Source organism: Bacterioplanes sp. CLAM21, assembly GCF_059641015.1.
Genome location: NZ_CM184929.1, coordinates 3,564,350 through 3,586,766 on the forward strand (window position 1 = coordinate 3,564,350; position 22,417 = coordinate 3,586,766).

Here is a 22,417-nt window from a genome sequence, read left to right on the forward strand (position 1 = left end):
GAAAGGAACCCTTGTGATCAAGTGGATGTTACTGCTGATCAGCCTGACCACCTCGATCAGTCACGCCAGCCTGCTCGACTCGCTGAACAATGAACCAGAGTTTTTGCCGGTAGAGCTGGCCTTCCCGCTCACCACTGAGCAAGAAGGTGCCACCCTAAGCGCACACTGGAACTCCAGCGACGGCTACTACCTGTACAAAAGCCGTATCTACGTTTCGCAGAACGGACAGCGCATTGAGGCCAACGCTTGGTCACAAAGCGGCAAGCAAAAGCAAGATGAAGCCTTTGGCCAGGTGACGGCATTTTATGGCCCACTCACGGCCAGCTTTGATTTATCCACACTACAACCGGGCACCTACGCGCTGCACCACCAAGGCTGTGCCGATGCTGGTTTGTGCTACCCACCGCAAAAGCTGCAACTGAGCTGGGACGGTAGCGTCGCAGCCAATGCATCGTCGCCACAACCACAAAGCAGCATCGACAAAACCTCACCAACCACCGAGCCCAACAGCGACGACTGGTTTAGCGGTCGCTCCTGGGGCGCCGTAGTGGGCTTGTTTTTCCTATTAGGGCTAGGACTGACCTTTACGCCCTGCGTACTGCCCATGGTGCCCATTCTAACCAGCGTGGTATTGGGACAAGGCAATCACTCCCCCTCTCGTGGCTTTGTGTTATCTAGCCTTTATGTGTTGGGCATGGCCCTTACCTACGCTGCCGCCGGCTTGACCGTTGGCCTACTGGGCGCGGGAGCCAATATCCAAGCCTGGATGCAAACGCCCTGGGTGCTTATGGTATTTGCCGCCTTATTCGCCGCCTTAGCCCTGGCCATGTTCGGCCTGTACGAACTGCAATTGCCCGCAGGACTGCGCAACCGCCTCAACGATATCAATCAGCGCCAGCAAGGTGGTCAGCTGGTCAGCGTCTTTATCATGGGCGTGTTATCGGCTCTGGTGGTATCGCCATGCGTATCAGCACCGCTAGCCGGCGCCTTGGTTTACCTGGGCGCCACCGGTGACGCTTGGCTGGGCGGCAGCGCTTTATTGGCCCTGGGCATGGGCATGGGCGCACCACTGATTGTTTTAGGCACCACAGGCGCCTCCATCCTGCCTAAAGCCGGCATGTGGATGAACCAAATCAAGGCGGTATTTGGTGTACTGCTGCTGGGCGTCGCCATCTGGTTGCTATCGCGCATTCTGCCAGCCGCCATTGAACTGGCATTGTGGGGCACATTGGCCCTGATGTACGGCATCTATTTGGGCGCCCTGGAACCTGCCAACAACGGCGGCAGCCGGGTCGTGAGAGGCATCGCCTTGATTTTCACCCTTTACGGCGCCAGCGCCTGGATAGGCGCACTGCAAGGCAATAACAACCCGCTACAGCCGCTGAGCTCAAGCCACAGCAATGTCAGCACAACAGACAGCCAGCACTCATCACCTTTTCAACGCACCGCATCGGTAGCCGAGATTGACCAGCTGATTGCCAGCAGTAGCGGCCCAGTGATGGTCGATTTGTACGCTGACTGGTGCATCAGCTGTAAAGTGATGGAAAAGGAAGTTTTTGAACAAGCTGACGTGCAACAGCTGCTCAGCGACACCCTGTGGCTGCAACTGGATGTGACCGACAATACTGACGAGCACATCGAATTTATGCAGCGCTACGGAGTCTTTGGTCCACCGACTGTGCTGTTTTTTAACCAAGGGCAAGAATTAGCCTCTGCTCGACTGCCTGGCGAAGCCGATAAAGCCGGTTTTATCCAGCATATTGAACAGCGTTTACGCCCAGCCCTATAAACAATCGCCCGGCTATGCCGGGCTTGTTTTTCTCGCGCCAAACCTTATATCTAAGGTAAAGCCCAAGAGATCTCAACATGCACTACACCTGCGGCCACTGCGGTGGTATCAATCGCATCCCTGTCGATAAAAGCCACGAACAGCACCTGCAATCACGTTGCGGCCGCTGCCAACAAACGCTCTTTAACGGCCAGCCAGTCGAGCTTAACGATCAGAGCTTCCAGCGCTTTATCAACAAAAATGATCTACCCGTATTGGTGGATTTTTGGGCCAGCTGGTGCGGCCCCTGCAAAATGATGGCACCGGTATTTGAGCGCTTGTGCCAACAGATGCAAAGCCAATTACGCTTCGCCAAGGTCAACACGGAACACGCTGCAGCCGTCAGCCAGCAGTACGCGATTCGCAGCATTCCGACATTGATTTTGTTTCATAAAGGTCAAGAAGTGCAGCGACTGGCCGGTGCGTTACCAGCAGCCCAGCTGCAGCAGTGGGTACAGCAAAACCTGGCAGCGATGTAAGTTAAGTCGTTGCCAAATAAGGCCCTGCACCCAAGCTCAGGGCCCCGCAGCCAAAGCCAGACTATCTCTCCACAGCATAAGCGACTGCCGATTGCGCACATGGGTCGGCAGCCTGACCAACCATTCGGGCAACACATAGCTTACCCACCGCCTACAAGCCGTCATTAATTGCGCTAGCTCAAGCATTGCCAGTTAATTTAATGGCCCACCACGACAGCCTGATACACATCAATATCTTTGCCGCCCATCAGCTTATTCTGACCCTAAACCAACAAGGGAGAATAACTATGAGCATTGAACACCACGATCTGCACCACGAGTTCCCGGACATGACTGCACAGATCCGCGACTTAAAAATGAATGATCGTCATTTCGCGCGTTTGTTTGACGAGTACCACGATGTGGATCGCGAAGTGCGCAAGATTGAAGAGCAGGTGGAAGCGGCCTCAGACGAGCGCTTAGAAGAGCTCAAGCTAAAGCGCCTACATTTAAAAGACGACCTCTACACTATGCTAAAACAAGCATAAAAAAAGCCCCTCAATGAGGGGCTTTTTTTATTGGCGCCAGTTACAGCTCGAAGCTGTGTCTGAGCACAATGGTCTCAACCCGGTCTGGGCCGGTTGAAATAATATCAATCGGCGCACCAATCGCTTCTTCAACAAAGCGAATATAAGCGCGGGCATTTTCCGGTAAATCATCAATGCTCTTGGCACCAAAGGTCGACTCGGTCCAGCCTGGCAACTCCTTGTACACAGGCGTGACTTTCTCGAATTGATCAGCCGATGCCGGTACTTTTAACGCATTGCCATTTTCGTCCTGATAACCGATACAGACCTTGATGGTATCCAGACCATCCAGCACATCCAGCTTGGTCAAACAGATGGTGTTAATCGAGTTAACGCGAATGGCATGCTTAACCAGCATGGCATCAAACCAACCACAACGACGATCACGACCCGTGGTGGTGCCTTTTTCTTTACCCACATCTGCTAGGTGCTTGCCAACGTCATCAAACAATTCCGTTGGGAAAGGACCTGAACCAACACGAGTGGTGTAAGCCTTGGTAATGCCCAGAATCTGATCCAGGTACAAAGGTCCCACACCAGAGCCCGTCGCCACACCGCCAGCCGTGGTATTAGACGAGGTCACAAACGGATACGTACCATGGTCGATATCCAGCAGTGTGCCTTGGGCACCTTCAAACATTATGTCGCCACCCTGCTCACGTACCGTGTGCACCAAATCTACCGCGTCAACAACGATGTCTTTGATTGCAGCAGCCCACTCCATGCAGGCAGCCAGCGTGTCTTCGTAGCTAACTTCATCAACACCGTAGTATTCGCGCAACGAGAAGTTATGGAATTCCATCACTTCTTTCAGCTTGTCGGCAAACTCTGGCTGGTACATGTCATCGACGCGCAAACCACGACGCGACACTTTATCTTCATACGCTGGACCAATACCACGCCCAGTAGTACCAATTTTGGCGTTGCCACGCTTGATTTCACGCGCCTGATCCAGTGCGACGTGATACGGCAAAATCAGCGGACACGCATGGGAGATGCGCAACCGCTCTTTAACCGGAACACCGCGCTCAATCAAGGCATTCATTTCACGCAGCAAGGCATCTGGCGCTAACACCACGCCATTGCCGATGATGCACTGTACGCCATCGCGCAAGATGCCAGATGGAATCAAATGCAAGGCGGTTTTTTCGCCATTGATCACCAAGGTATGACCGGCATTGTGTCCGCCCTGAAAACGCACCACAGCGGCGGCTTTTTCAGTCAGCAAATCAACAATCTTGCCTTTACCTTCGTCACCCCACTGGGTGCCTAAAACAACAACACTTTTACCCATTGCCAATGTCTTCACTCAATCAGTTAATCTTTACCAGCTGCCATTGGCCATCCTGCTGTTGCAGCTGGTAATCAGCCACCACCGCCTCACCATTCAGCTGTGTCACTACTCGCTTACCCTGCTCTCGTAGCAGCTGTATCTGCTGCCACAATTGTGCATCCGTATCCTTGGGTGCCAGCACCGTCTCACGCCGCGTTACCGCTACTGAGCCAAATCGTGCCAACACTTTTAAATCGCCACTAAAACCGGTCGCCGGACGCGCACGGCCAAACACGGCTCCAGTCTCATCATAGCGCCCGCCTTGCATCACGGCGTCGCCATAACCCGGCACGTAAGCCGCAAACACCAAACCGGTGTGATAGTCATAGCCGCGCAGTTCAGTAAAATCAAAATACAACGGTAACTCAGGGAAGCGCATGCTCAGCTGGCGCGCGACATCGAGCGTATGCTGCAAAGCAGAAGCCGCCGCCGGCACTGATGCTGACAACTCAGCAATAACCGGCGCCAGCGCATCAACATCACCCTGCAGACGAAATGCCTGAGCAAACGCTGCGACCAAGGTGGCATCACTGAGATTATCGCGCGCCCACTGATCTAGGTCGGTGACGCATTTGAAACGCAGCAGGGCAAACAGTGCTTGCTGCTGCTCTGTGCTTAGTTGCGCCGCATCGGCCAACGCCCTAAACACCGCTACGTTGCCCAAATCCAGGTGCAGCTGCTGAACTCCGGCCTGACGGAGCAGGTCGATCATCAAGCTGATGATTTCTACATCCGCTGCCATGCCTGCTTCGCCGTACAACTCAGCACCGATTTGGGTCGGGGTACGACTGGCCAGTAAGGAACTGGCTTTGGCATGAAATACCGTGCGGCAATAACAAAAACGCCCGACACCTTCCGGGGCAAAACTATGGGCATCAATACGTGCCACTTGCGGCGTGGTATCTGCCGATAACCCCATCAATCGGCCTGACAACTGATCAGTAACCTTAAAGGTACGCAGGTCGAGGTCTTTGCCAACACCGGTCAGCAATGAGTCTAAATATTCCAGCGCTGGCGGCATGACCACGTCATAGCCCCAGCCATCCAATACATCCAACAGCTGGCGCCGCAGACTTTCAATCTGGCGCGCCTGCGGCGGCAGGATTTCTTCGATACCATCAGGTAACAGCCAACGATCTGCACTTGTCATGGATCGGCCTTAATGGTTGGTGATATAGAGCACAGCCAGACCCAGCAACATACTGATCAGGCCAGTCAGTCGAATGGTGCGATCATCACTTTGCGCTACCTGCATTACCAACCGACGCCACTGGCCAGGATTGGCAAAAGGTAACAGACCTTCAAACACCAGAAACAAGCCCAGAGCCAACATCAACTGTTGCCACATATCCATGCTGAATACCGCCTGTCTCTTTCTTGAACGCACAAAAAACCGGGCCATGGGGCCCGGTTGCAGGATTCTAACAGAAGCTCTGGGGTTAAGATACCTGAGCCTGCGAGCAGGCTCTTCATCTTACTGACCCTTGCTGTCTTTAAGGTAGCGGAAGAAATCGCTATCAGGCTTGAGCAGAATCACATCATTCTCTTTAAACGTCTCCTGATAAGCTTTCAGGCTACGGGTAAAGGAATAAAACTCTGGATCTTTGCTGTAAGCAGCGGCATAAATACGTGCCGCCTCAGCATCGCCTTCACCACGAGTGCGCTCGGCGTCACGATACGCTTCCGCTTCGATCACCGTCTTCTGACGATCGGCATCGGCCTGAATACCTTCGGCCAGCTCTTTACCTTGCGAACGCTGCTCACGTGCTTCACGCTCACGCTCTGCAGACATACGGTTATATACCGAATTACTCAGATCATCTGGCAAGTCGATAGCCTTAACACGCACATCTAATACCTCCACACCCAATTCATCTTGAGTGTTTTGGTTCAGCAGCTGAGTCATCTTGGTCATCAGCTCGTCACGCTCACCTGACACCACTTCGTGCAAGGTCCGAGAAGCAAACTCATCACGCAAACCTTTATTCAGCAGGTTAGACAGCAAGTTAGACGCTTCAAAACGATTACCCGATGTCGCACGGTAATAAGCTTTAACGTCTTTAATCCGCCACTTGGCGAACGAGTCGACGATGACGTATTTTTTGCCCGATGTCAGATAGCGAGATGGATTGGTATCTAACGTCAACACACGCGCATCAAACTTCTTCACATTCTGTACGAATGGCGTTTTCCAATGCAGGCCAGGCTGAATATCATCACCCACCACCTCACCAAATTGCAGCTTGATGGCACGCTCTTTTTCATTGACGACATACAAGCCCTGGCTGGCAATCAGCAACAGAACACCGGCAACGATAATGCCGATCATGGCTTTAGGAGACATTAACGACCCTCCCGACGACTGCTGGTTGAGTTTCCTTGACGCGCTCGCACTTCACGCAATACCTGATCGGTCAAACGTGAAATATCGGCATTAGACATAATGTCCTGCATTGCCGTCGGCTTTGGCATGTTTTTAACGAGTTGATCCAGCGGCAAATACATCATGTTATTGCCCCCATCAACATCAACCAGGACTTTGCTGGCGTTGTTATACACATTGGTCACGGCTTCAATGTACAAACGCTCGCGTGTCACCTTAGGCGCTTTGCGGTATTCGCTATACAGGTTTTCAAAACGCTCGGCCTCACCTTCGGCGCGCGCCACGATGCGAGCTTTATATGCCGCCGCTTCTTCCAACTGACGCTGGGCACGACCACGCGCTTCCGGCACAATCGAATTCGCGTAAGCTTCGGACTCGTTAATCAAACGTTCTTTGTCCTGCTTGGCTTTTTGCACATCATCAAAGGCCGCTTTCACCTCACCAGGTGGGCGTGCATCTTTAATGTTGATTTGACTGATCACCATACCGGTTTGATAACGTTCCAGATAATTCTGCAAGCGTACCTGTACTTGATCGGCCAATACTGCACGACCAACCGTTAAGATTGGGTCCATTGCTGTAGAACCAACCTCGTGGCGCAGCGCACTTTCCGCTGCCGACAGCAAGGTGCGTTCAGGCTGCTCAACACGCAAGGCATAAGCCACTGGGTCGGTTACCCGATACTGAACGTTCAATTCAACTTCGACGATGTTTTCGTCTTCGGTCAGCATGCGCTCTTTAATTTCAGCGTTACGAACCTGGGTGGTATTAACCGGAATCACTTCATCCACCAGCGGGATTTTAAAGCGCAAACCAGCATTCTCGGTTTTCAGGTATTTACCCAAACGCATAACAACGCCCTGTTGCGTCTCGTCCAAGGTATACACCGATTGAAAGCCCAGCATCACCAGCAGCGCAACAATGGCGATGCCAAATAAGCCACCGCCACCACTGGAGCGATTGTTATTACCGCGATTGCCACCGCCACCAAACAAGCCATTAAGCTTGTCCATCAGCTGCTTCAGCGCTTCGTCCAGGTCCGGCGGTTGGTTGCCGCCGCGATTATTATTGCCGCGGTTGTTGTTACCCCATGGATCGTTGGGATTGCCCTTTCCGCCGGGCTCATTCCAGGCCATAGTTTTCTCCAGTCAGGAAGACAGATCGAATGGTTGCCAATGATAGCCAGTCAGCTTAGTCAGTGTCACCCTAATCAGCGCTCCCAGTGTTCCCGTTCGCGCTGAAAAAAGCGTTGCTCATCGACATTGGCTCGCGCCAATGCCATACGAAAATCATCTTGCTGCATACGAATTTGCAGCAAAATTTCGCCATTGTCGCCGAAGCGCTCGCTGCGCACACCGCCCAATTCGTAAAGAATCGCCCGCAACCTGGCATCCGTCGGGGCTAAGCAGATTTCCTGCTCAAACAACTCATTGCCCAGCAACTCAGCCATGGCTTGATTCAGCAACTCAAAACCGATGTTTTGCTGCGCCGATAACCACACGGCAACGGCTTTACCACTGTCGTCACGATCGATACGCGCTTCGCCATGCTCAAGCAAATCTATTTTGTTGTACACCCGCAAAGTGAGCACTTCATCGGCATGAATTTCTTCCAACACCCCTTCCACGGCAGCGACATTGGCATCGCGCTCACTGGTGGCACAATCAATGACGTGCAACAGCAAATCGGCCTCTGCTGCTTCTTGCAAGGTGGCCTGAAACGCCTCCACCAATTTGTGCGGCAGGTGGCGAATAAAGCCAACGGTATCCGCCAGCACCACTTCACCAATATCGTCCACACCATAACGGCGCAAGGTAGGGTCCAGGGTGGCAAATAACTGATCTGCGGCGTAGACGTCGGCTTCCGTTAAGGCATTAAACAGTGTTGATTTACCGGCATTGGTATATCCCACCAGCGCCACCGTCGGTACAGAAGAGCGCTTACGCGAACGCCGCCCTTGCTCGCGTTGGGAGCGCACCTTTTCTAACCGCGCGTGAATATTTTTCACCCGCTCACGCAATAAGCGCCGGTCAGTTTCGAGCTGTGTTTCACCCGGACCACGCAGGCCAATACCACCTTTTTGCCGTTCTAGGTGGGTCCAGCCTCGGACCAACCGGGTTGACTGATACTGTAACTGAGCCAGCTCTACCTGCAGCTTACCCTCATGAGTACGGGCACGTTGGGCAAAGATATCGAGAATCAGCCCAGTGCGATCTAATACCCGACACTGCAGTGCCCGTTCCAGGTTACGTTCCTGGCTCGGCGACAGGGCATGGTTAAAAATCACCAGCTGGGTATCGTGCAAATGCAGCAGGTCAGAAATTTCTTCCACCTTACCGCGACCAATAAAGGATTTCGGATCAGGCGCATCGCGCTTGGTGGTGACCAACTCTACTGGATCGGCTCCAGCCGAAGTGACCAGCTCGTAGAACTCGGTCACATCTTCACGATTGGCCCCTTCGGGAAAATCGACGTGTACCAGCACGGCACGTTCGCCACCGCCAGCACCTTGGCGCTGAGCGCCTTCAGGACGTTCAAAGAACAAAGACACACTCCAAAAACCCGGCCTGAGAATGCAAACCGGGTTTTAGTATTACTTCAGGATATCGCTCAAGCCTGCTCTTCAGCACCTTCACCGGCTTCGGCAGGAGGAGCTAAACGCACATTGCGCGACGGAACCACCGTAGAAATGGCGTGCTTATACACCATTTGGCTGACGGTATTTTTTAACAAAATGACAAACTGATCGAATGACTCAATCTGCCCCTGCAACTTAATGCCATTGACCAGAAATATAGAAACCGGAATACGCTCTTTTCGTAATTGGTTCAAATAAGGGTCTTGTAGCGAGTGCCCTTTTGACATGGTTATCTCCTTAAATAAGGTGGCCGTCCAATGTGGGGACGGTAAAAAAATAAAATGTTGAGCACTCAGTCGTTGAGCGCTCTAAGCCCCAGGTCGTCCGGAGCCGCAAACTTTCGCGTTCAAGCAGGGGAGTCAGGACGATGGGCTAAATATGGCGTTGGCCTCAAGGATTTTCAAGGCACTATTAACAAGATTCGGATCATTGGTATCCAACCAGTGCAAATCTGGCCAACTGCGCAGCCACGTGATTTGACGTTTGGCTAATTGACGGGTGGCAATAATGCCGCGCTCGACCATTTCGTCGTAATCACATTCACCTGCTAAATAGTCCCATGCTTGGCGATAACCCACCGCACGCACCGACGGCATCGAGGTATCAAGATCACCGCGCTGGTATAACTGCTGCACTTCGTCAATAAAACCTTCGTTCAGCATTATCCGAAAGCGCTCGGCAATCCGTTGATGCAACTGCTTTCGTTCTTGCGGACAGACGGCCAAATTCACCACATGATAGGGCAAGGGTTCACTCTGCTGCTCCTGCCAATGCTGGGTCAGGGTTTTACCACTCACCTGGTACACTTCCAACGCGCGCTGAATACGCTGAGAATCCATAGGCTTTAAGCGGCGGGCCGATTCTGGGTCAATTTCTGCAAGACGCTGATGCATGGCTGGCCAACCTTGTTGCTGCGCTTGCTCTAGCAAAGCCGCCCTAACCGCGTCATCCGCTTGCGGCAGATCCGCTGCTCCGTCACGCAAAAACTTGAAGTACATCATGGTCCCGCCCACCAATAAGGGCACCTTACCAGCAGCTGTGATCTCTGCCATTTCAGCCAGTGCATCTTCTCGAAAGCGCGCCGCAGAATATGGCTCTGACGGGTCGAGCATATCAATCAGTCGGTGCGGCGCACGCGCCAGCATATCGGCGTCGGGCTTAGCCGTGCCTATGTTCATATCACGATACACCAGCGCCGAATCGACACTGATAATTTCACATTGATGCTGTTCAGCCAGGGTCATCGCCAGCGCTGTTTTACCAGCCGCCGTCGGCCCCATTAAAAATATGGCTGGAGGAAGTTCAGTCATTAGCGTCCCCGCAAAAACAGTTTATCCAGCTCGTGTAAGGTGAGCTGGGTCCAAGTTGGACGCCCATGGTTACATTGACCACTGCGTTCGGTGGCCTCCATATCGCGCAGCAGGGCATTCATTTCAGCAATGGTCAGCTTGCGATTGGCACGCACCGAGCCATGGCAAGCCATGGTCGACAAGATTTCATTGCGCTTGGCGGTAATGCGATCGGAATGCCCATGCTCCATCAGCTCAGAGAGCATATCTGTGACCAATTGAGCCACATTCGCCTGCTGCAGCAACACCGGGATTTGTCGCACCATAATGGCCTCAGGGCCAACACGTGCCAGCTCCACTCCCAAAGCTCGAAATTCTTGCGCATACTGTTCGGCAACGTCGGCCTCACGCTCACTTAATGCCAAGGTTTCTGGCACCAACAAGGGCTGACTGGCCACCTGCTCTGCATCAATGGCGGTTTTTAACCGCTCATAAGTGATGCGTTCGTGGGCCGCGTGCATATCGACCACCACCATGCCCTGCTGGTTTTGCGCCAGAATATAAATGCCATGCAACTGTGCCACGGCATAGCCCAAAGGCGGCATATCTGGGTCGTGATCAATATCCTGCAAGCTTGCCACTGCAGCAGATGCCAACGCCATTTGATTGCTTGGCGCCGATGCCGGTACTTGCAGTGGCTGCGCCATCGTTTGATAGGCTGCCATTTGCTCATTAACCTGCTGCACGCTGGGTTTATTCGTATCAGCGCGCCAATCAAGTCGCGTTTGTTCACGAAATTCTCCAGCCTGCACGCCACTAACAACTGCTGGCGGCGCCTGCAAACTTTCTGTCGAGGCAGACGGCAGTTGATCATCTGGGCGCACATCGGCCAGCGCCCGGTGTAAAGAGCGGAATAAAAAATCATGCACCAAGCGACCATCTCGAAAACGCACTTCATGCTTGGTGGGATGAACATTCACATCGACCAGCTTGGCATCGAGCCACAAATACAGCACAAAGGCCGGATGGCGACCGTGGTACAACACGTCGCGATAGGCTTGCTTAATAGCGTGAGCCACCAGCTTATCTCGCACGACCCGGCCATTCACGAAAAAATACTGCATATCCGCCTGCGAGCGAGAGAAGGTTGGCAGCCCAACCCAACCCTGCAAACTCAAGCCAGCCGCTTCGGTATCCAGGTGCACCGCACTGTCAATGAACTGCGGATTGAGCAAGCTAGCGACGCGTTTTTCACGATCAACCGTGCGCTGCGCCGGACGCAACTGATGCACCACTCGACCGTTATGGCGCAGGCTAAACCCTATGTCATAGCGACTGAGCGCTAAGCGCTTAAAGGCTTCTTCTAAATGAGAAAATTCTGTTTTTTCGGTGCGCAAAAACTTACGCCGAGCGGGCGTATTAAAAAACAAATCCCGCACTTCGACTGTGGTGCCAGCCGGGTGCGCAGCAGGCGCCAGCTGCGCCTCCATATCCCGACCTTCTGCCGTTACCTGCCAGGCCTGCTCCGCCTCTGGCGTGCGTGATGTCAGCGCCAAGCGCGACACAGAACTGATACTGGCCAAGGCTTCACCGCGAAAACCGAGCGAAGCGACAGCTTCTAAATCGTCCAGCGTAATGATTTTACTGGTGGCGTGACGACTTAATGCCAACGCGAGATCGTCTTTGTCGATGCCATGACCATCGTCACGAATACGCAGCAGTTTTACCCCACCCTGCTCGGCATCAATATCGATGCGAGTGGAGCCTGCATCGAGGGCATTTTCCACCAGCTCTTTAACAATATTGGCAGGTCGTTCAACTACTTCGCCGGCGGCGATTTGGTTCGCAAGCCGGGGGGACAGGCGCTGTATGCGTTTCATAAATCAGCTTTTGGGAATTTTGAGGGTTTGACCAATATGAATCTGGTCATTTTCTAAATTATTAGCGCGGCGCAACTCGGCCAATGCCACCCCGTTACGCAGAGCAATGGCAGACAAAGTATCACCGCGGCGAATGGTGTAAGTATGATAAATGCTGTTATCCACCTGGCGCGCCGCCAGCGTAGTGCCGCGCGGTGGATGAAGCTGAAAATAGTCTTTCAGGCCACTAAAAATAGCGTGCGCCATTTTTTTACGATACGACGATGAGTTGAGTTTTTTCTCCTCACCCGGATTGGAGATAAATCCGGTTTCTACCAACAAAGCCGGCATATCGGGGGCTTTCAATACCAGAAAGTTGGCTTCTTCTACCCGGCGCTTGTGCAACTTGGATATCTGTTTCATATGAGAAAGAATTTTACTGCCAATTTGCACACTGGATTCACGCTGCGCGGTCATGGATAAATCTAACAAGGTCATGGCTAAATGATCTTCCCGTCCATCCAGGCTAACGCCACCAATTAGATCCGAGTCATTTTCTTTATCGGCCAACCAGCGAGCCGTTTCACTGGTTGCTCCTCGCTCCGACAACACAAACACTGAGCTGCCACTGGCACTGGGGTGTTTAAAGGCATCGGCATGAATGGAGACAAAAAAGTCGGCATTGGCCTCACGTGCTTTTTGCGTACGCTCCCGGTGGGCAATGTAATAGTCACCCGTGCGCACCATAAAGGGGGTAAAACCAGGAGCCTGCTTCAGCAGCTGTTCCAGCTCTTTGGCGATTTTCAGCACCACATGCTTTTCATAAGTGCGCCGCGGGCCAATGGCACCTGGATCTTCACCACCGTGGCCAGCATCAATAGCAACAATAATGTCACGCGCCTTATTCGATACCGTATCGCTGCGTTTTATCGGCTCAACCACCGCTTTACTGACCTTGGCGCGCTCTAAGTCCACCACTAGCCGGTGATAAGGGTATTTTTTATTTGGCGGCAGCGGAAAGCTGCGCGGTGTTAAGCGCTGCTTCATGTCTAAAACAATGCGCAAATCCGAGCTGCCGCGTTGGCCACTGCGAATGCTATCCACCCAGGTCGACGCTACATCAATATCGGTGGCAGGCGTTAACAAGCGAGCATTGGGCAGATCGATGACCACCCGCTCAGGGTTGCTGAGCTGAAATATTTTATGCTCGTGCGGGCCTGATAAATCGAATACCAGGCGTGTATTGTCTGGCGACTGCCACACCCGAATATCTTTGACATCCGCCATTGCCAGTGAGCTCAGCAGAGCGCTGCCACACAACAATAGGGATTTGATCACGGCCCAAACAGGCTTTGTGGTTATCATACTCGCCAGTTTCAATCTCAATTCATCAAAGGCAATAACTGTGGATGTTGCCGCAGCTGCTGCAGCCACTCAAGTCCACGTGCTGTGCCTGCCTCCAGCTGCAGCTCACGACCAGCACCACTATCGGCCAGCAGAATGGTTAAGTCAGCTTCGGGCAATAAGCCCAGACCACGCTGCGGCCACTCGATCAAACACAGGCTGTCATCATTGAGATAGTCGCGAATACCCATAAATTCCAGTTCTTCTGGATCACCTAAGCGATACAAATCAAAATGGCAGATACGCCGCTGCGTCAGGGCATATTCCTCCACCAAGGTGTAGGTCGGACTGCGTACCGCGCCCTGATGCCCCAGCGCTTGAATAAAGCCTCGACAAAAGGTGGTTTTACCCGCCCCCAAGGTGCCTTGCAAAAAAATCAGTCCGCCGCCATCAATAACGTCGGCGAACACCCGAGCCGCTGCCAGAGTGGCTTGTTCATCGGCCAATTGCCAAGTCATACATTTACCAAAGATCGAATGGATTGCATCAGATCAGACGCCAACAGTCCGCGACTGCCATTGGCCTGAGCTTCTAAATCAGCGGCGGCGCTGTGCACACAAACGCCCAGTTGGGCCGCCAGCCAAGCATCGTGTCCTTGTGCCAAAAACGCACTGATAACCCCCGTCAGTACATCCCCCATGCCGCCACAGGCCATGCCCGGATTGCCATCGGTACATAAACGCGAACGCCCATCAGCATGGGCAATCACTGTGCCTTGGCCTTTTAGCACCACCACCGCCTGATATTTTTTCGCCAACGCCAAAGCGCTACCAAAGCGATCCGCTTGAATGCTCTCGATGGACTGCCCCAGTAAACGTGCGGCTTCACCTGGGTGTGGCGTCAGAACCACTTCACGACCACAAAAGTCCTGCTGCCATTGAGGCTGCGCCAAGAGGTTTAAGGCATCGGCATCGAGCACCAGCGGCACATCGGATTCCAGCACCACCTGCAACATCAGTTGCGCCCAGCTGTCTTGCCCCAAACCAGGGCCACAGCCCAGCGCCGTGGCCCGCGCAATCATTGGCGGCAAGCACAAGCCGGAGTGAACCTCACTGACCATCACTTCCGGCCGACGCATCAGCAACAGCTGACCATGGCCAGCGACAGTGGCAACACTCACCAAACCAGCCCCCGTGCGATAGCCCGCTTCAGCAGCCAAGCTAATGGCACCGGCCATCCCCTCATTGCCACCCACCAGCAAAGCGTGGCCATGCTCGCCCTTATGGCTATTGCCACGTCTTGCACCGGGCAAGACTTGCTGCTGCTGCAATAAATACCAGCTAATGCGCTGACATTCGGCTGGTGCATTGTCCAGCAACTCGCCGCTGACCGACAGCGATGCATAGGCCAGATCACCGCTGACATCCGGGCCATCACAGGTCAGTAAACCGCGTTTTACACCAATAAAGGTGACGGTAACGTCGGCCTGCACCGCACATCCCAATACCGCGCCACTATCGGCATGCAGGCCTGACGCGATATCCAATGCCATGACGTCAGCTGGATGTTGATTAATCGCCTCAATGGCTGCGGCATAGTCACCGTCCACAACGCTATTAAGGCCAATGCCAAAAATTGCGTCGACTAACAAGTCGCAGCCTGGCGGCAATGCTTGCCACGGCGCGATATCCACCCCTGCTTGTTGAGCCATTTCACGTGCACGCGTGGCGCTGTCGCTGAGCCTTTGATGGTCACCCAAAGTTAACACTTGCACTCGCATGCCGTGATAAGCCGCCAGTGCGGCCAACACGTAACCATCCCCGCCGTTATTACCTGGTCCGGCCAATACCACCACACTGTCGCACTGCGGCCAGTGTTGCAGCAAACTGGCAAAGGCGGCTTCTGCGGCGCGACACATTAGCTCAAAGCCATTGCCGCCGAGCTGCTCGATGGCCAGTTGATCCAATTGTCGTACCTGGGCTGCCGTCAATAACGTGGTGGGCAAATGATCCCTGGCGGTGTAAGGGCGAGTCATGCCAGCTACCTTGCTGTCGTCGTGAGTTTGGCGCCAGTATAATGGTTCGTTTGTTTCTGCAACACCGCCAACCGCCGCGAGCTTTACTTGCTATGTCTGACTCTTGTTCGAATTCTCCGCCGCCATCCGCCACTCAAGAGGCACTGGCATCACTGCGCCAACAGTTAGATGTTTGGGGGCGCGAACTGGGCTTTCAACAAATCGGCGTGACAGACACCGACCTTGCACAACATGAGCAGCATCTGAAGACCTGGCTAGAGCAGGGCTATCACGGCGAAATGGGCTTTATGGCGGATCACGGCAATATGCGCTCGCGGCCGAATGAATTGCAGCCGGGCACAGTGCGAGTCATCTCGGCTCGTATGGACTACCTGGCGCCCGATATCAGCATTAGCGAACAGCTACAAGATAAACGTCTGGCCTATGTATCACGCTATGCCCTAGGGCGTGATTATCACAAATTGATTCGCAAGCGCCTTACCACCTTGGGCAAACAGCTGCAGCAAGCCGCCGGAGAAATGGGCTTTCGAGCCTTTGTCGACAGTGCCCCAGTGATGGAACGCGCGCTGGCCAATAAGGCTGGTCTTGGCTGGATCGGCAAAAACACCATGCTGATCAATCGCAGCGCCGGCTCCTATTTTTTCTTAGGCGAGATTCTTACTGATCTGCCAATGCCCATCGATCCCGCCTACGACAAAGAACATTGCGGCCGTTGTCAGTCATGCCTGGATATATGCCCAACCCAGGCTTTTGTCGGCCCTTATTTGCTCGACGCCAGGCGCTGCATTTCCTACCTGACCATTGAGCTGGATGGCCCGATTCCAGAGGAGTTAAGACCTGGGATGGGCAATCGTATTTTTGGCTGTGACGACTGCCAAATTGGCTGCCCTTGGAACCGCTTCAGCAATGCCAGCCAGGAAGTCGACTTCACACCCCGACATCAGCTCGATAAAGCGACCCTGCTACAGCTGTTTCAGTGGGATGAAAAGACCTTCTTGAGCAATACCGAAGGCATGCCCATCCGCCGCACTGGCTATATCAATTGGCAACGCAACATTGCCGTAGCACTGGGAAATGGGCCTTACAGCTTGGAAGTGGAGCAAGCCCTACTTGAGCGCAGAAGCATCAGCAACGCCCTAGTGCAAGAGCACATCGACTGGGCGCTGCAGCAGCTGACAGGCAAAAGCGGCCGTTAAGCTTGAATGAAATGCTGGCGTAAATGGCGTAGTTCGGCGATGGACTCACGAATATCGTCCAGTGCCAAATGCGCGCCTTTTTTGTCAAAGCCGTCCAGGCTGGATGGCTTCCAACGCTTGGCTAGCTCCTTAACCGTACTGACATCAAGATTGCGGTAATGCATATGGGCTTCCAACTCAGGCATATATTTCACCAAAAACCGACGGTCTTGATGAATGCTGTTACCGCACAGAGGCGACGTGCCCGGCTTAACATGCTGCTGCAAAAAGGCCAACGTTTGGCGCTCCGCTTCGCGCATATCGATCTGGCTCTGGCGCACACGCTCGGTCAGCCCTGAGTTGCCGTGGGTCTTGGTATTCCACTCATCCATGGCGTCCAGCAGAACATCAGGCTGATGAATGGCCAACACCGGCCCTTCGGCAATAATATTGAGATCACCATCGGTCACTATGGTGGCAATCTCAATGATAACGTCGCGCTCAGGCAGCAACCCTGTCATTTCCAGATCCATCCATACCAGGGCATCACTTCGGCTCATGTTTGTCTCTCTAGTTCATATAGCAGCAAGGCAATAGTGTAACGGTCCAACATGCGCCTTGCACCTTCAGCCGCACCACCGGACAATGACCACCCCGACAGCCAGCACAGCATTATGAGCAAACGCAAACTGAATAAACGCCAAACCTGGCGCATTGAAAAGATCCAGCAGGAAAAAGCTAAACGTGCGCGCCACAAAGAGCAGCACATTCACCAGCAGTTAAATGCTGGCGAGCTTGGCGGCGAAAGTACTGGCCAAATCATGGCGCACTTTGGCAGCCAGGTAGAAGTCGAAGCAGAACGCTTTGGCCGTCGTTACCGCTGTTTTTTGCGCGCCAACTTAGGCTCACTGGTGACCGGCGATAAAGTCGTGTTCCGTCCAGGGCCGGAAGAAAATGGCGTATTGACCGGCGTGGTGGAAACGGTTTTAGAGCGCGACAACGAGCTATCCAGGCCCAACCCCTACAATGAAATCAAACCCGTTGCCGCCAATATTGATGTCATCGTATTGGTGATTGCCCCCGAGCCAGAGGCACATCGTAACTTGATTGACCGCTACCTAGTAGCCGCTGAAAATTGCCATATTGAGCCGGTCATACTGTTTAACAAAACCGACCTGATTAACGATGACAATCGCGATCATTATTTGTACTTGCTAGCTCAGTACCAGGAGCTTGGTTATCACATACTGACCGTCTGCAGTCATGATGAAAGTAGCCTAGGCGAACTGAAAGAGTTTCTTAACGGCAAGGTCAGCGTGTTTGTTGGACAGTCTGGCGTAGGTAAGTCTTCGCTGATCAGCACCTTGTTACCCGACGAAGAGCTGAAAGTCGGAGCTCTGTCAGAAAACACCCGCAAAGGTCGCCACACCACCACGACCGCACGTCTCTACCACTTTCCTGCTGGCGGCGATTTGATCGACTCACCTGGAATTCGTGAGTTTGGTTTATGGCATATGAGCGCCGACGAAGTGCTGTATGGTTTTTGTGAACTGCGCCCGCTGGCTGGCCAATGTCGTTTTCGTGATTGCCATCATGAGCAAGAACCGGGCTGCGCCATTATAGAGGCGGTTGAGCAAGGCGAAGTGTCGGAGCAACGTTTCTCTAGCTATCAACGTATTGTTGATACTCTGACAGAACTGTAGCGCTGCGGATAAATCATCTGTGGGCAGCAAGATACGATGTGCCCACAGTATCCCCGCTTACGGTGGCTACCAGAAAATCTCTTCCTTATTGGGCGGGTTATCGTAGGAATTATCTTCCGCTTCACGCTCATCACGCAGTTCTTGCAGCAGAGAACCGGCCTGATTGATCACGGGTTTGCGGGCATCATCCGGCTGCGCGTCCTCAGCGCTCTGGTCTTCTTCGTCCCCAGGCTGACCGGTACGATCGGCCACCCCTTGTGCCGCTCGTTTATTCAATAAAGTTACAGAGATGCGACGGTTGACCGGATCATAGGGATCGTCCTGTTTCAAAGGAGCGGTATCTCCCATACCTATCACTTGGCCTATTTGCTCTTTGGGCACCCCGGCTTCCATTAACGCGCGACGAGCCGCATCGGCCCGCAGCGCCGATAAGCGCCAATTCACTTCATCGGAATCTCGGCTTTGTGTGCGCGAAGCATCGGTATGACCAACAATCGATAAACGATGATCAATGGTCGCCAGAACAGGGGCCAGCTCCCACAAGATGTCTTCGGTATAGTATTTTAATTCTGCACTGCCCGGTGCAAACATCGGCCGTTTTACTTGATCAACGATCTGCAAGCGCAAACCTTCCGTGGTGATATCCAGCAACAGTTGATTTTTAAACGGACTGAGCGTAGGACTGGCATCGATACTGGCTTCTATTTGCGCCTTTTCCTGCTCCATACGCTCGCGCTCAATGGCTTCAGATAAACTTTCAATCTCTTCAGCCTGCAGTATTTTTTCTGGGTCGAGCTGCTCGGATTCGGCAATATTGTCGGCTTGGGAAGGCGAGCCGCCCAAATCAATGACATAACGCGATGGCACTTTATTGCCTTCTTCCCACGCCTGAGGGTCCTGAAAGTAACCAGAAATGGCTTCTCGCTGTTCTTCATTGGACGAGTTAATAACCCACAGCACCAAAAATAACGCCATCATGGCTAAGGCAAAATCCGCCATGGCGACTTTCCAGGCACCACCGTGTCGTCCATGACGGCCTTTTTTATAACGTCGAACAATGATGTTCTGATTTTGGCCAAGATTTTCCATTAGCGGCCACGCACCTTACTTTCAAGCTCGTTAAAGCTTGGACGGCCATGGGTAAACAGAGATTTGCGCCCAAACTCCACCGCCAACTGCGGCGGCAAGCCATTCAGCGAGGCAATCACACAGGCTTTGACCGACTCATACAATTTGATTTCGTCGCTGGCTAAATGATGCATTTTTGAACTGACCGGCCCCACCATGCCATAGGCCAAAAACACACCGCTAAAGGTTCCCACTAAAGCCGCCGCCACATGTTGGCCAATTTCCGATATCTCACCGTCAATGGCGCCCATGGTAATCACAATTCCCAGTACCGCCGCTACGATACCAAAGCCAGGTAAGGCATCAGCGACCTTACCGACGGCTTCACTGGGTGCCTCTAGCTCGTGCAAGCGTGCTTCAATTTCCTGATCCATCAGGGCTTCTAATTCAAACGAGGTAAGATTGCCTGCGGCAATGATGCGGAAGTAATCGGCAATAAACTCGGCCAATTCCATGTTGGCCTGAATGCCTGGATAACGGGCAAATAAGGCACTGGACTGTGGACTGTCGACATCGCCCTCAATCGACATGATGCCCTCACGCCGGGCTTTGTTGAGAATGTCATAGATCAGGCCCAGCACATCCATATACATGGCAGTATTCACCTTGCCGCCAAACATCACCTGGGGCATCAATTTGAAACATTGGGTCACTGTATGCCAGGGGTTGGACAGCAGAAAGGCGCCAAAGGCCGAGCCGACAATAATCAGAATCTCAAAAGGTTGCCACAGCGCCAATAACTCGCCATGGGACATTACGTAGCCGTAAAGAACGCTGCCGAAAACAATAAATAAGCCGATAAAAAACAGCATGAATACGGGTCCTGGTACGCTCCATGGAAGTTGGCTGGCACATCCGGCCCGATCCAACAGCGATAAAAGGCAAGTTGAACTGTGATACAGACCGTTAATGACTATAGTAATTAAAGGTCACAAAACGGCGCCACACAAACTGAGACATGACACAACAGCCACCAGAGCCGATATCGAAGCAACAATGGCAGGGTTTGCCCAACGGTGGCGAGTTTCCCATTCTTGCCGAAAGCCGTCGGCGCATCCGTCAGCAAATGCAGAGCAGTCGTGCGACCTACCAGGACTTGGCCGTTGTCGTTGAAGCCGACCCTGCCCTTTGTTTGCATTTGCTGCATACCACCATCGAACAGAATGCTGACTGTGAGCAACAAATTGCCGGTGCCGCCAGCTGTTTGTCGCTGCTGGGCATGCAGGAGCTGGTACGAATCGTAAAACACCTACCCATTGTCAGTGCCGACGATGAAGACCCTCAAATGCGCCTGTATCGGCGCTGCCTCCATACCGCCCACTTTGCTGGCGAATTGGCGGCCTACTGGTGCAGCCAGAAAGGCAGCGGCAGCCCTGAATACGTACGCTGGAGTGCCATGCTGGCCAATGCTCCACTGTGGGCCTGGCTGTTACATGAGCCACGCAGCGCCAACTGGCTGTATTACTTAAGCCAAGGGCAAGATTTGTTGCAGGCGGTGGCATCGACCTTTAAATCAACATCCAATCGGCAGTGGGATCAACTCGCGCGCCAATTGCATTTGCCTTCTGCGGCCCATGAGCTGTATCAACAAGATATCTGGCCAAAGCCTGAGCTATGGCGCTTACTGCGCCATCACGACCCGAGAGACGTTGACGGTCAGCGAGCCTTGCTACATCACGGCCAAAAACCAGCCTTTAGCTGCCTGTTAGCCAATGGCCTAGCTTGGCATTGGCATATTGCACCGCTTAGCAAGCGCAGCCGGCGCTGGTTGATACTGGCAAGCCATTGGTTAGGCAAACACGAATCTATGGTTTGGCACGATGCCAGGCAGTTACAGGTGCGGGTCAGTCATCAGCAACAGGATGGACTTGCGTGCGGCTTGCAATGGTTGGCCAGTCCCAGCGCCACTTATCATCCTTATGAGCCTTATTACCCTGTTCCTGAAAGCGAAGATAGCGTCAGTGAGCCTATCAACAACGAGCTCGCCAACGATCAAACAACATCAAATAAGCATGCACCTGTCGCCGAGCCAGCAGCGCCAGAAACAACACAGGCCGCCAGCTCACTACAGCCTGCCCAACAACAAGAAGCGCAACGTGCAACGGATGCCAGCTATTTGAAGAAACTATTACGTCAACTGCAGCAAGAGCCAGATCGCTTTGGTGATTGGCATTTTCTGTTGCGTAGCACGTTAAAAGGCGTGACCCACGGCCTTGGTGTGCCTCATGCTTGCGCTGCGTTACTAAACAAACAGCACACGACGCTAAAAGTGGCATACACCGATGGCATGACTCCAACCATGGACATGGCCAAACTGCAGGTTGATCTACGCACTGCCAATCTATTCGGCAAGATATTGGAAAAGAAGGCCAGCCTGCTATTAACCCCGGCCAACCGCGACACATTTTTGAAAGGCCTGCCTGATAAGGTCACCCAGGTATTGCCCGACCATTTATTATTGATGGCCATCGATGCTGGCCATAATGCCATCGGCATCATCATGGCATTTGATGACAGTGGCACTCTGGCCATCAGCGCCGAAGAGTACCGCCTGTTTAAGCAGCTCTGCCAAACGACCAGTCAAAGTCTGGCAATGCTGCGCCACAATACCCGCCAGCAGCGCTCCTGACAGAGCTCATAGGACTGGGGTACACTCA

General features: G+C 53.2%; 21 protein-coding genes. 6 read left to right on the forward strand and 15 right to left on the reverse strand.

The features are described from left to right. Window positions 1-13: 13 nt before the first annotated feature. From dsbD to AC55FS_RS16320, 3 genes are all read left to right on the forward strand, one after another. Entirely contained in the window at window positions 14-1,789 is a 1,776-nt protein-coding gene (gene dsbD / locus AC55FS_RS16310) for a protein-disulfide reductase DsbD (RefSeq protein WP_496933320.1), read from the forward strand. 77 nt (window positions 1,790-1,866) lie between these two features. Continuing rightward, the gene (trxC, locus tag AC55FS_RS16315; protein WP_496933321.1) at window positions 1,867-2,307 is read left to right on the forward strand and encodes a thioredoxin TrxC; all 441 of its coding nucleotides are present in this window, start codon (window positions 1,867-1,869) and stop codon (window positions 2,305-2,307) included. 287 nt (window positions 2,308-2,594) lie between these two features. Next, window positions 2,595-2,834 carry an HP1242/YdcH family protein gene (locus AC55FS_RS16320; RefSeq protein ID WP_496933322.1) on the forward strand — a complete coding sequence of 80 codons (240 nt, stop codon included), beginning with the start codon at window positions 2,595-2,597 and terminating at the stop codon, window positions 2,832-2,834. Window positions 2,835-2,874: 40 nt separating this feature from the next. On the opposite strand, the gene AC55FS_RS16325 is transcribed toward AC55FS_RS16320, so the two are convergent. From AC55FS_RS16325 to AC55FS_RS16380, 12 genes are all read right to left on the reverse strand, one after another. After that, window positions 2,875-4,167 (reverse strand): adenylosuccinate synthase, encoded by a 1,293-nt coding sequence (locus AC55FS_RS16325; RefSeq protein WP_496933323.1) that lies wholly within the window; start codon window positions 4,165-4,167, stop codon window positions 2,875-2,877. Between the two features lie 19 nt (window positions 4,168-4,186). Further along, window positions 4,187-5,356, reverse strand: a complete 1,170-nt coding sequence (locus tag AC55FS_RS16330; RefSeq protein WP_496933324.1) for an ATP phosphoribosyltransferase regulatory subunit — start codon at window positions 5,354-5,356, stop codon at window positions 4,187-4,189. A gap of 9 nt (window positions 5,357-5,365) precedes the next feature. Beyond that, window positions 5,366-5,560: a DUF2065 domain-containing protein gene (locus AC55FS_RS16335; RefSeq protein ID WP_496933325.1), complete on the reverse strand. Its 195-nt coding sequence runs from the start codon at window positions 5,558-5,560 to the stop codon at window positions 5,366-5,368. A gap of 120 nt (window positions 5,561-5,680) precedes the next feature. Then, complete coding sequence (gene hflC / locus AC55FS_RS16340; protein WP_496933326.1) at window positions 5,681-6,550, reverse strand: protease modulator HflC; 870 nt, start codon at window positions 6,548-6,550, stop codon at window positions 5,681-5,683. Continuing rightward, a complete protein-coding gene (gene hflK, locus AC55FS_RS16345) occupies window positions 6,550-7,725 on the reverse strand; it encodes an FtsH protease activity modulator HflK (RefSeq protein ID WP_496933327.1) in 1,176 nt (391 codons plus the stop codon). The genes hflC and hflK overlap by 1 nt, the downstream gene beginning before the upstream one ends. Window positions 7,726-7,799: 74 nt before the next feature. Then, a complete protein-coding gene (hflX, locus tag AC55FS_RS16350) occupies window positions 7,800-9,134 on the reverse strand; it encodes a ribosome rescue GTPase HflX (protein ID WP_496933328.1) in 1,335 nt (444 codons plus the stop codon). A 65-nt stretch (window positions 9,135-9,199) separates the two neighbouring features. Continuing rightward, window positions 9,200-9,454: an RNA chaperone Hfq gene (gene hfq, locus AC55FS_RS16355; RefSeq protein ID WP_496933329.1), complete on the reverse strand. Its 255-nt coding sequence runs from the start codon at window positions 9,452-9,454 to the stop codon at window positions 9,200-9,202. 132 nt (window positions 9,455-9,586) lie between these two features. Next, on the reverse strand, window positions 9,587-10,537 hold the full coding sequence (miaA, locus tag AC55FS_RS16360) for a tRNA (adenosine(37)-N6)-dimethylallyltransferase MiaA (protein ID WP_496933330.1): 951 nt from the start codon (window positions 10,535-10,537) through the stop codon (window positions 9,587-9,589). After that, window positions 10,537-12,396, reverse strand: coding sequence for a DNA mismatch repair endonuclease MutL (gene mutL / locus AC55FS_RS16365; RefSeq protein ID WP_496933331.1), 1,860 nt, complete (start codon window positions 12,394-12,396; stop codon window positions 10,537-10,539). The genes miaA and mutL overlap by 1 nt, the downstream gene beginning before the upstream one ends. Window positions 12,397-12,399: 3 nt before the next feature. Continuing rightward, window positions 12,400-13,740, reverse strand: coding sequence for an N-acetylmuramoyl-L-alanine amidase (locus tag AC55FS_RS16370; RefSeq protein ID WP_496933332.1), 1,341 nt, complete (start codon window positions 13,738-13,740; stop codon window positions 12,400-12,402). Between the two features lie 17 nt (window positions 13,741-13,757). Then, a complete protein-coding gene (gene tsaE / locus AC55FS_RS16375; RefSeq protein WP_496933333.1) occupies window positions 13,758-14,237 on the reverse strand; it encodes a tRNA (adenosine(37)-N6)-threonylcarbamoyltransferase complex ATPase subunit type 1 TsaE in 480 nt (159 codons plus the stop codon). Continuing rightward, window positions 14,234-15,754, reverse strand: coding sequence for an NAD(P)H-hydrate dehydratase (locus AC55FS_RS16380; RefSeq protein ID WP_496933334.1), 1,521 nt, complete (start codon window positions 15,752-15,754; stop codon window positions 14,234-14,236). Before AC55FS_RS16380 ends, tsaE begins: the two co-directional genes overlap by 4 nt. Window positions 15,755-15,846: 92 nt before the next feature. Here AC55FS_RS16380 and queG point away from each other — a divergent pair, with 92 nt between their 5' ends. Next, window positions 15,847-16,950 (forward strand): tRNA epoxyqueuosine(34) reductase QueG, encoded by a 1,104-nt coding sequence (gene queG / locus AC55FS_RS16385; protein ID WP_496933335.1) that lies wholly within the window; start codon window positions 15,847-15,849, stop codon window positions 16,948-16,950. Here the strand turns inward: queG and orn are convergent. Beyond that, window positions 16,947-17,489, reverse strand: a complete 543-nt coding sequence (orn, locus tag AC55FS_RS16390) for an oligoribonuclease (RefSeq protein WP_496933336.1) — start codon at window positions 17,487-17,489, stop codon at window positions 16,947-16,949. The genes queG and orn overlap by 4 nt on opposite strands. Window positions 17,490-17,603: 114 nt before the next feature. On the opposite strand from orn, the gene rsgA reads away from it, so the two are divergent. After that, entirely contained in the window at window positions 17,604-18,632 is a 1,029-nt protein-coding gene (gene rsgA / locus AC55FS_RS16395) for a small ribosomal subunit biogenesis GTPase RsgA (protein ID WP_496933337.1), read from the forward strand. Between the two features lie 66 nt (window positions 18,633-18,698). On the opposite strand, the gene motB is transcribed toward rsgA, so the two are convergent. Both motB and motA read right to left on the reverse strand, forming a co-directional pair. After that, on the reverse strand, window positions 18,699-19,721 hold the full coding sequence (gene motB, locus AC55FS_RS16400; RefSeq protein ID WP_496933338.1) for a flagellar motor protein MotB: 1,023 nt from the start codon (window positions 19,719-19,721) through the stop codon (window positions 18,699-18,701). Next, window positions 19,721-20,572 carry a flagellar motor stator protein MotA gene (motA, locus tag AC55FS_RS16405; RefSeq protein ID WP_496933339.1) on the reverse strand — a complete coding sequence of 284 codons (852 nt, stop codon included), beginning with the start codon at window positions 20,570-20,572 and terminating at the stop codon, window positions 19,721-19,723. The genes motB and motA overlap by 1 nt, the downstream gene beginning before the upstream one ends. A 146-nt stretch (window positions 20,573-20,718) precedes the next feature. On the opposite strand from motA, the gene AC55FS_RS16410 reads away from it, so the two are divergent. Then, the gene (locus AC55FS_RS16410) at window positions 20,719-22,389 is read left to right on the forward strand and encodes an HDOD domain-containing protein (RefSeq protein WP_496933340.1); all 1,671 of its coding nucleotides are present in this window, start codon (window positions 20,719-20,721) and stop codon (window positions 22,387-22,389) included. Window positions 22,390-22,417: the final 28 nt, after the last annotated feature.

Bases quoted from the DNA above. Each gene is read 5' to 3' on its own strand.
- hflK (WP_496933327.1), bottom strand. From the start codon at position 7,725: ATGGCCTGGAATGAGCCCGGCGGAAAGGGCAATCCCAACGATCCATGG.
- mutL (WP_496933331.1), bottom strand. From the start codon at position 12,396: ATGAAACGCATACAGCGCCTGTCCCCCCGGCTTGCGAACCAAATCGCC.
- tsaE (WP_496933333.1), bottom strand. From the start codon at position 14,237: ATGACTTGGCAATTGGCCGATGAACAAGCCACTCTGGCAGCGGCTCGG.
- motB (WP_496933338.1), bottom strand. From the start codon at position 19,721: ATGGAAAATCTTGGCCAAAATCAGAACATCATTGTTCGACGTTATAAA.
- AC55FS_RS16330 (WP_496933324.1), bottom strand. From the start codon at position 5,356: ATGACAAGTGCAGATCGTTGGCTGTTACCTGATGGTATCGAAGAAATC.
- hflC (WP_496933326.1), bottom strand. From the start codon at position 6,550: ATGTCTCCTAAAGCCATGATCGGCATTATCGTTGCCGGTGTTCTGTTG.
- rsgA (WP_496933337.1), top strand. From the start codon at position 17,604: ATGAGCAAACGCAAACTGAATAAACGCCAAACCTGGCGCATTGAAAAG.
- queG (WP_496933335.1), top strand. From the start codon at position 15,847: ATGTCTGACTCTTGTTCGAATTCTCCGCCGCCATCCGCCACTCAAGAG.
- miaA (WP_496933330.1), bottom strand. From the start codon at position 10,537: ATGACTGAACTTCCTCCAGCCATATTTTTAATGGGGCCGACGGCGGCT.
- AC55FS_RS16380 (WP_496933334.1), bottom strand. From the start codon at position 15,754: ATGACTCGCCCTTACACCGCCAGGGATCATTTGCCCACCACGTTATTG.
- AC55FS_RS16410 (WP_496933340.1), top strand. From the start codon at position 20,719: ATGACACAACAGCCACCAGAGCCGATATCGAAGCAACAATGGCAGGGT.
- AC55FS_RS16325 (WP_496933323.1), bottom strand. From the start codon at position 4,167: ATGGGTAAAAGTGTTGTTGTTTTAGGCACCCAGTGGGGTGACGAAGGT.
- AC55FS_RS16335 (WP_496933325.1), bottom strand. From the start codon at position 5,560: ATGGATATGTGGCAACAGTTGATGTTGGCTCTGGGCTTGTTTCTGGTG.
- AC55FS_RS16370 (WP_496933332.1), bottom strand. From the start codon at position 13,740: ATGATAACCACAAAGCCTGTTTGGGCCGTGATCAAATCCCTATTGTTG.
- orn (WP_496933336.1), bottom strand. From the start codon at position 17,489: ATGAGCCGAAGTGATGCCCTGGTATGGATGGATCTGGAAATGACAGGG.
- trxC (WP_496933321.1), top strand. From the start codon at position 1,867: ATGCACTACACCTGCGGCCACTGCGGTGGTATCAATCGCATCCCTGTC.
- AC55FS_RS16320 (WP_496933322.1), top strand. From the start codon at position 2,595: ATGAGCATTGAACACCACGATCTGCACCACGAGTTCCCGGACATGACT.
- hfq (WP_496933329.1), bottom strand. From the start codon at position 9,454: ATGTCAAAAGGGCACTCGCTACAAGACCCTTATTTGAACCAATTACGA.
- motA (WP_496933339.1), bottom strand. From the start codon at position 20,572: ATGCTGTTTTTTATCGGCTTATTTATTGTTTTCGGCAGCGTTCTTTAC.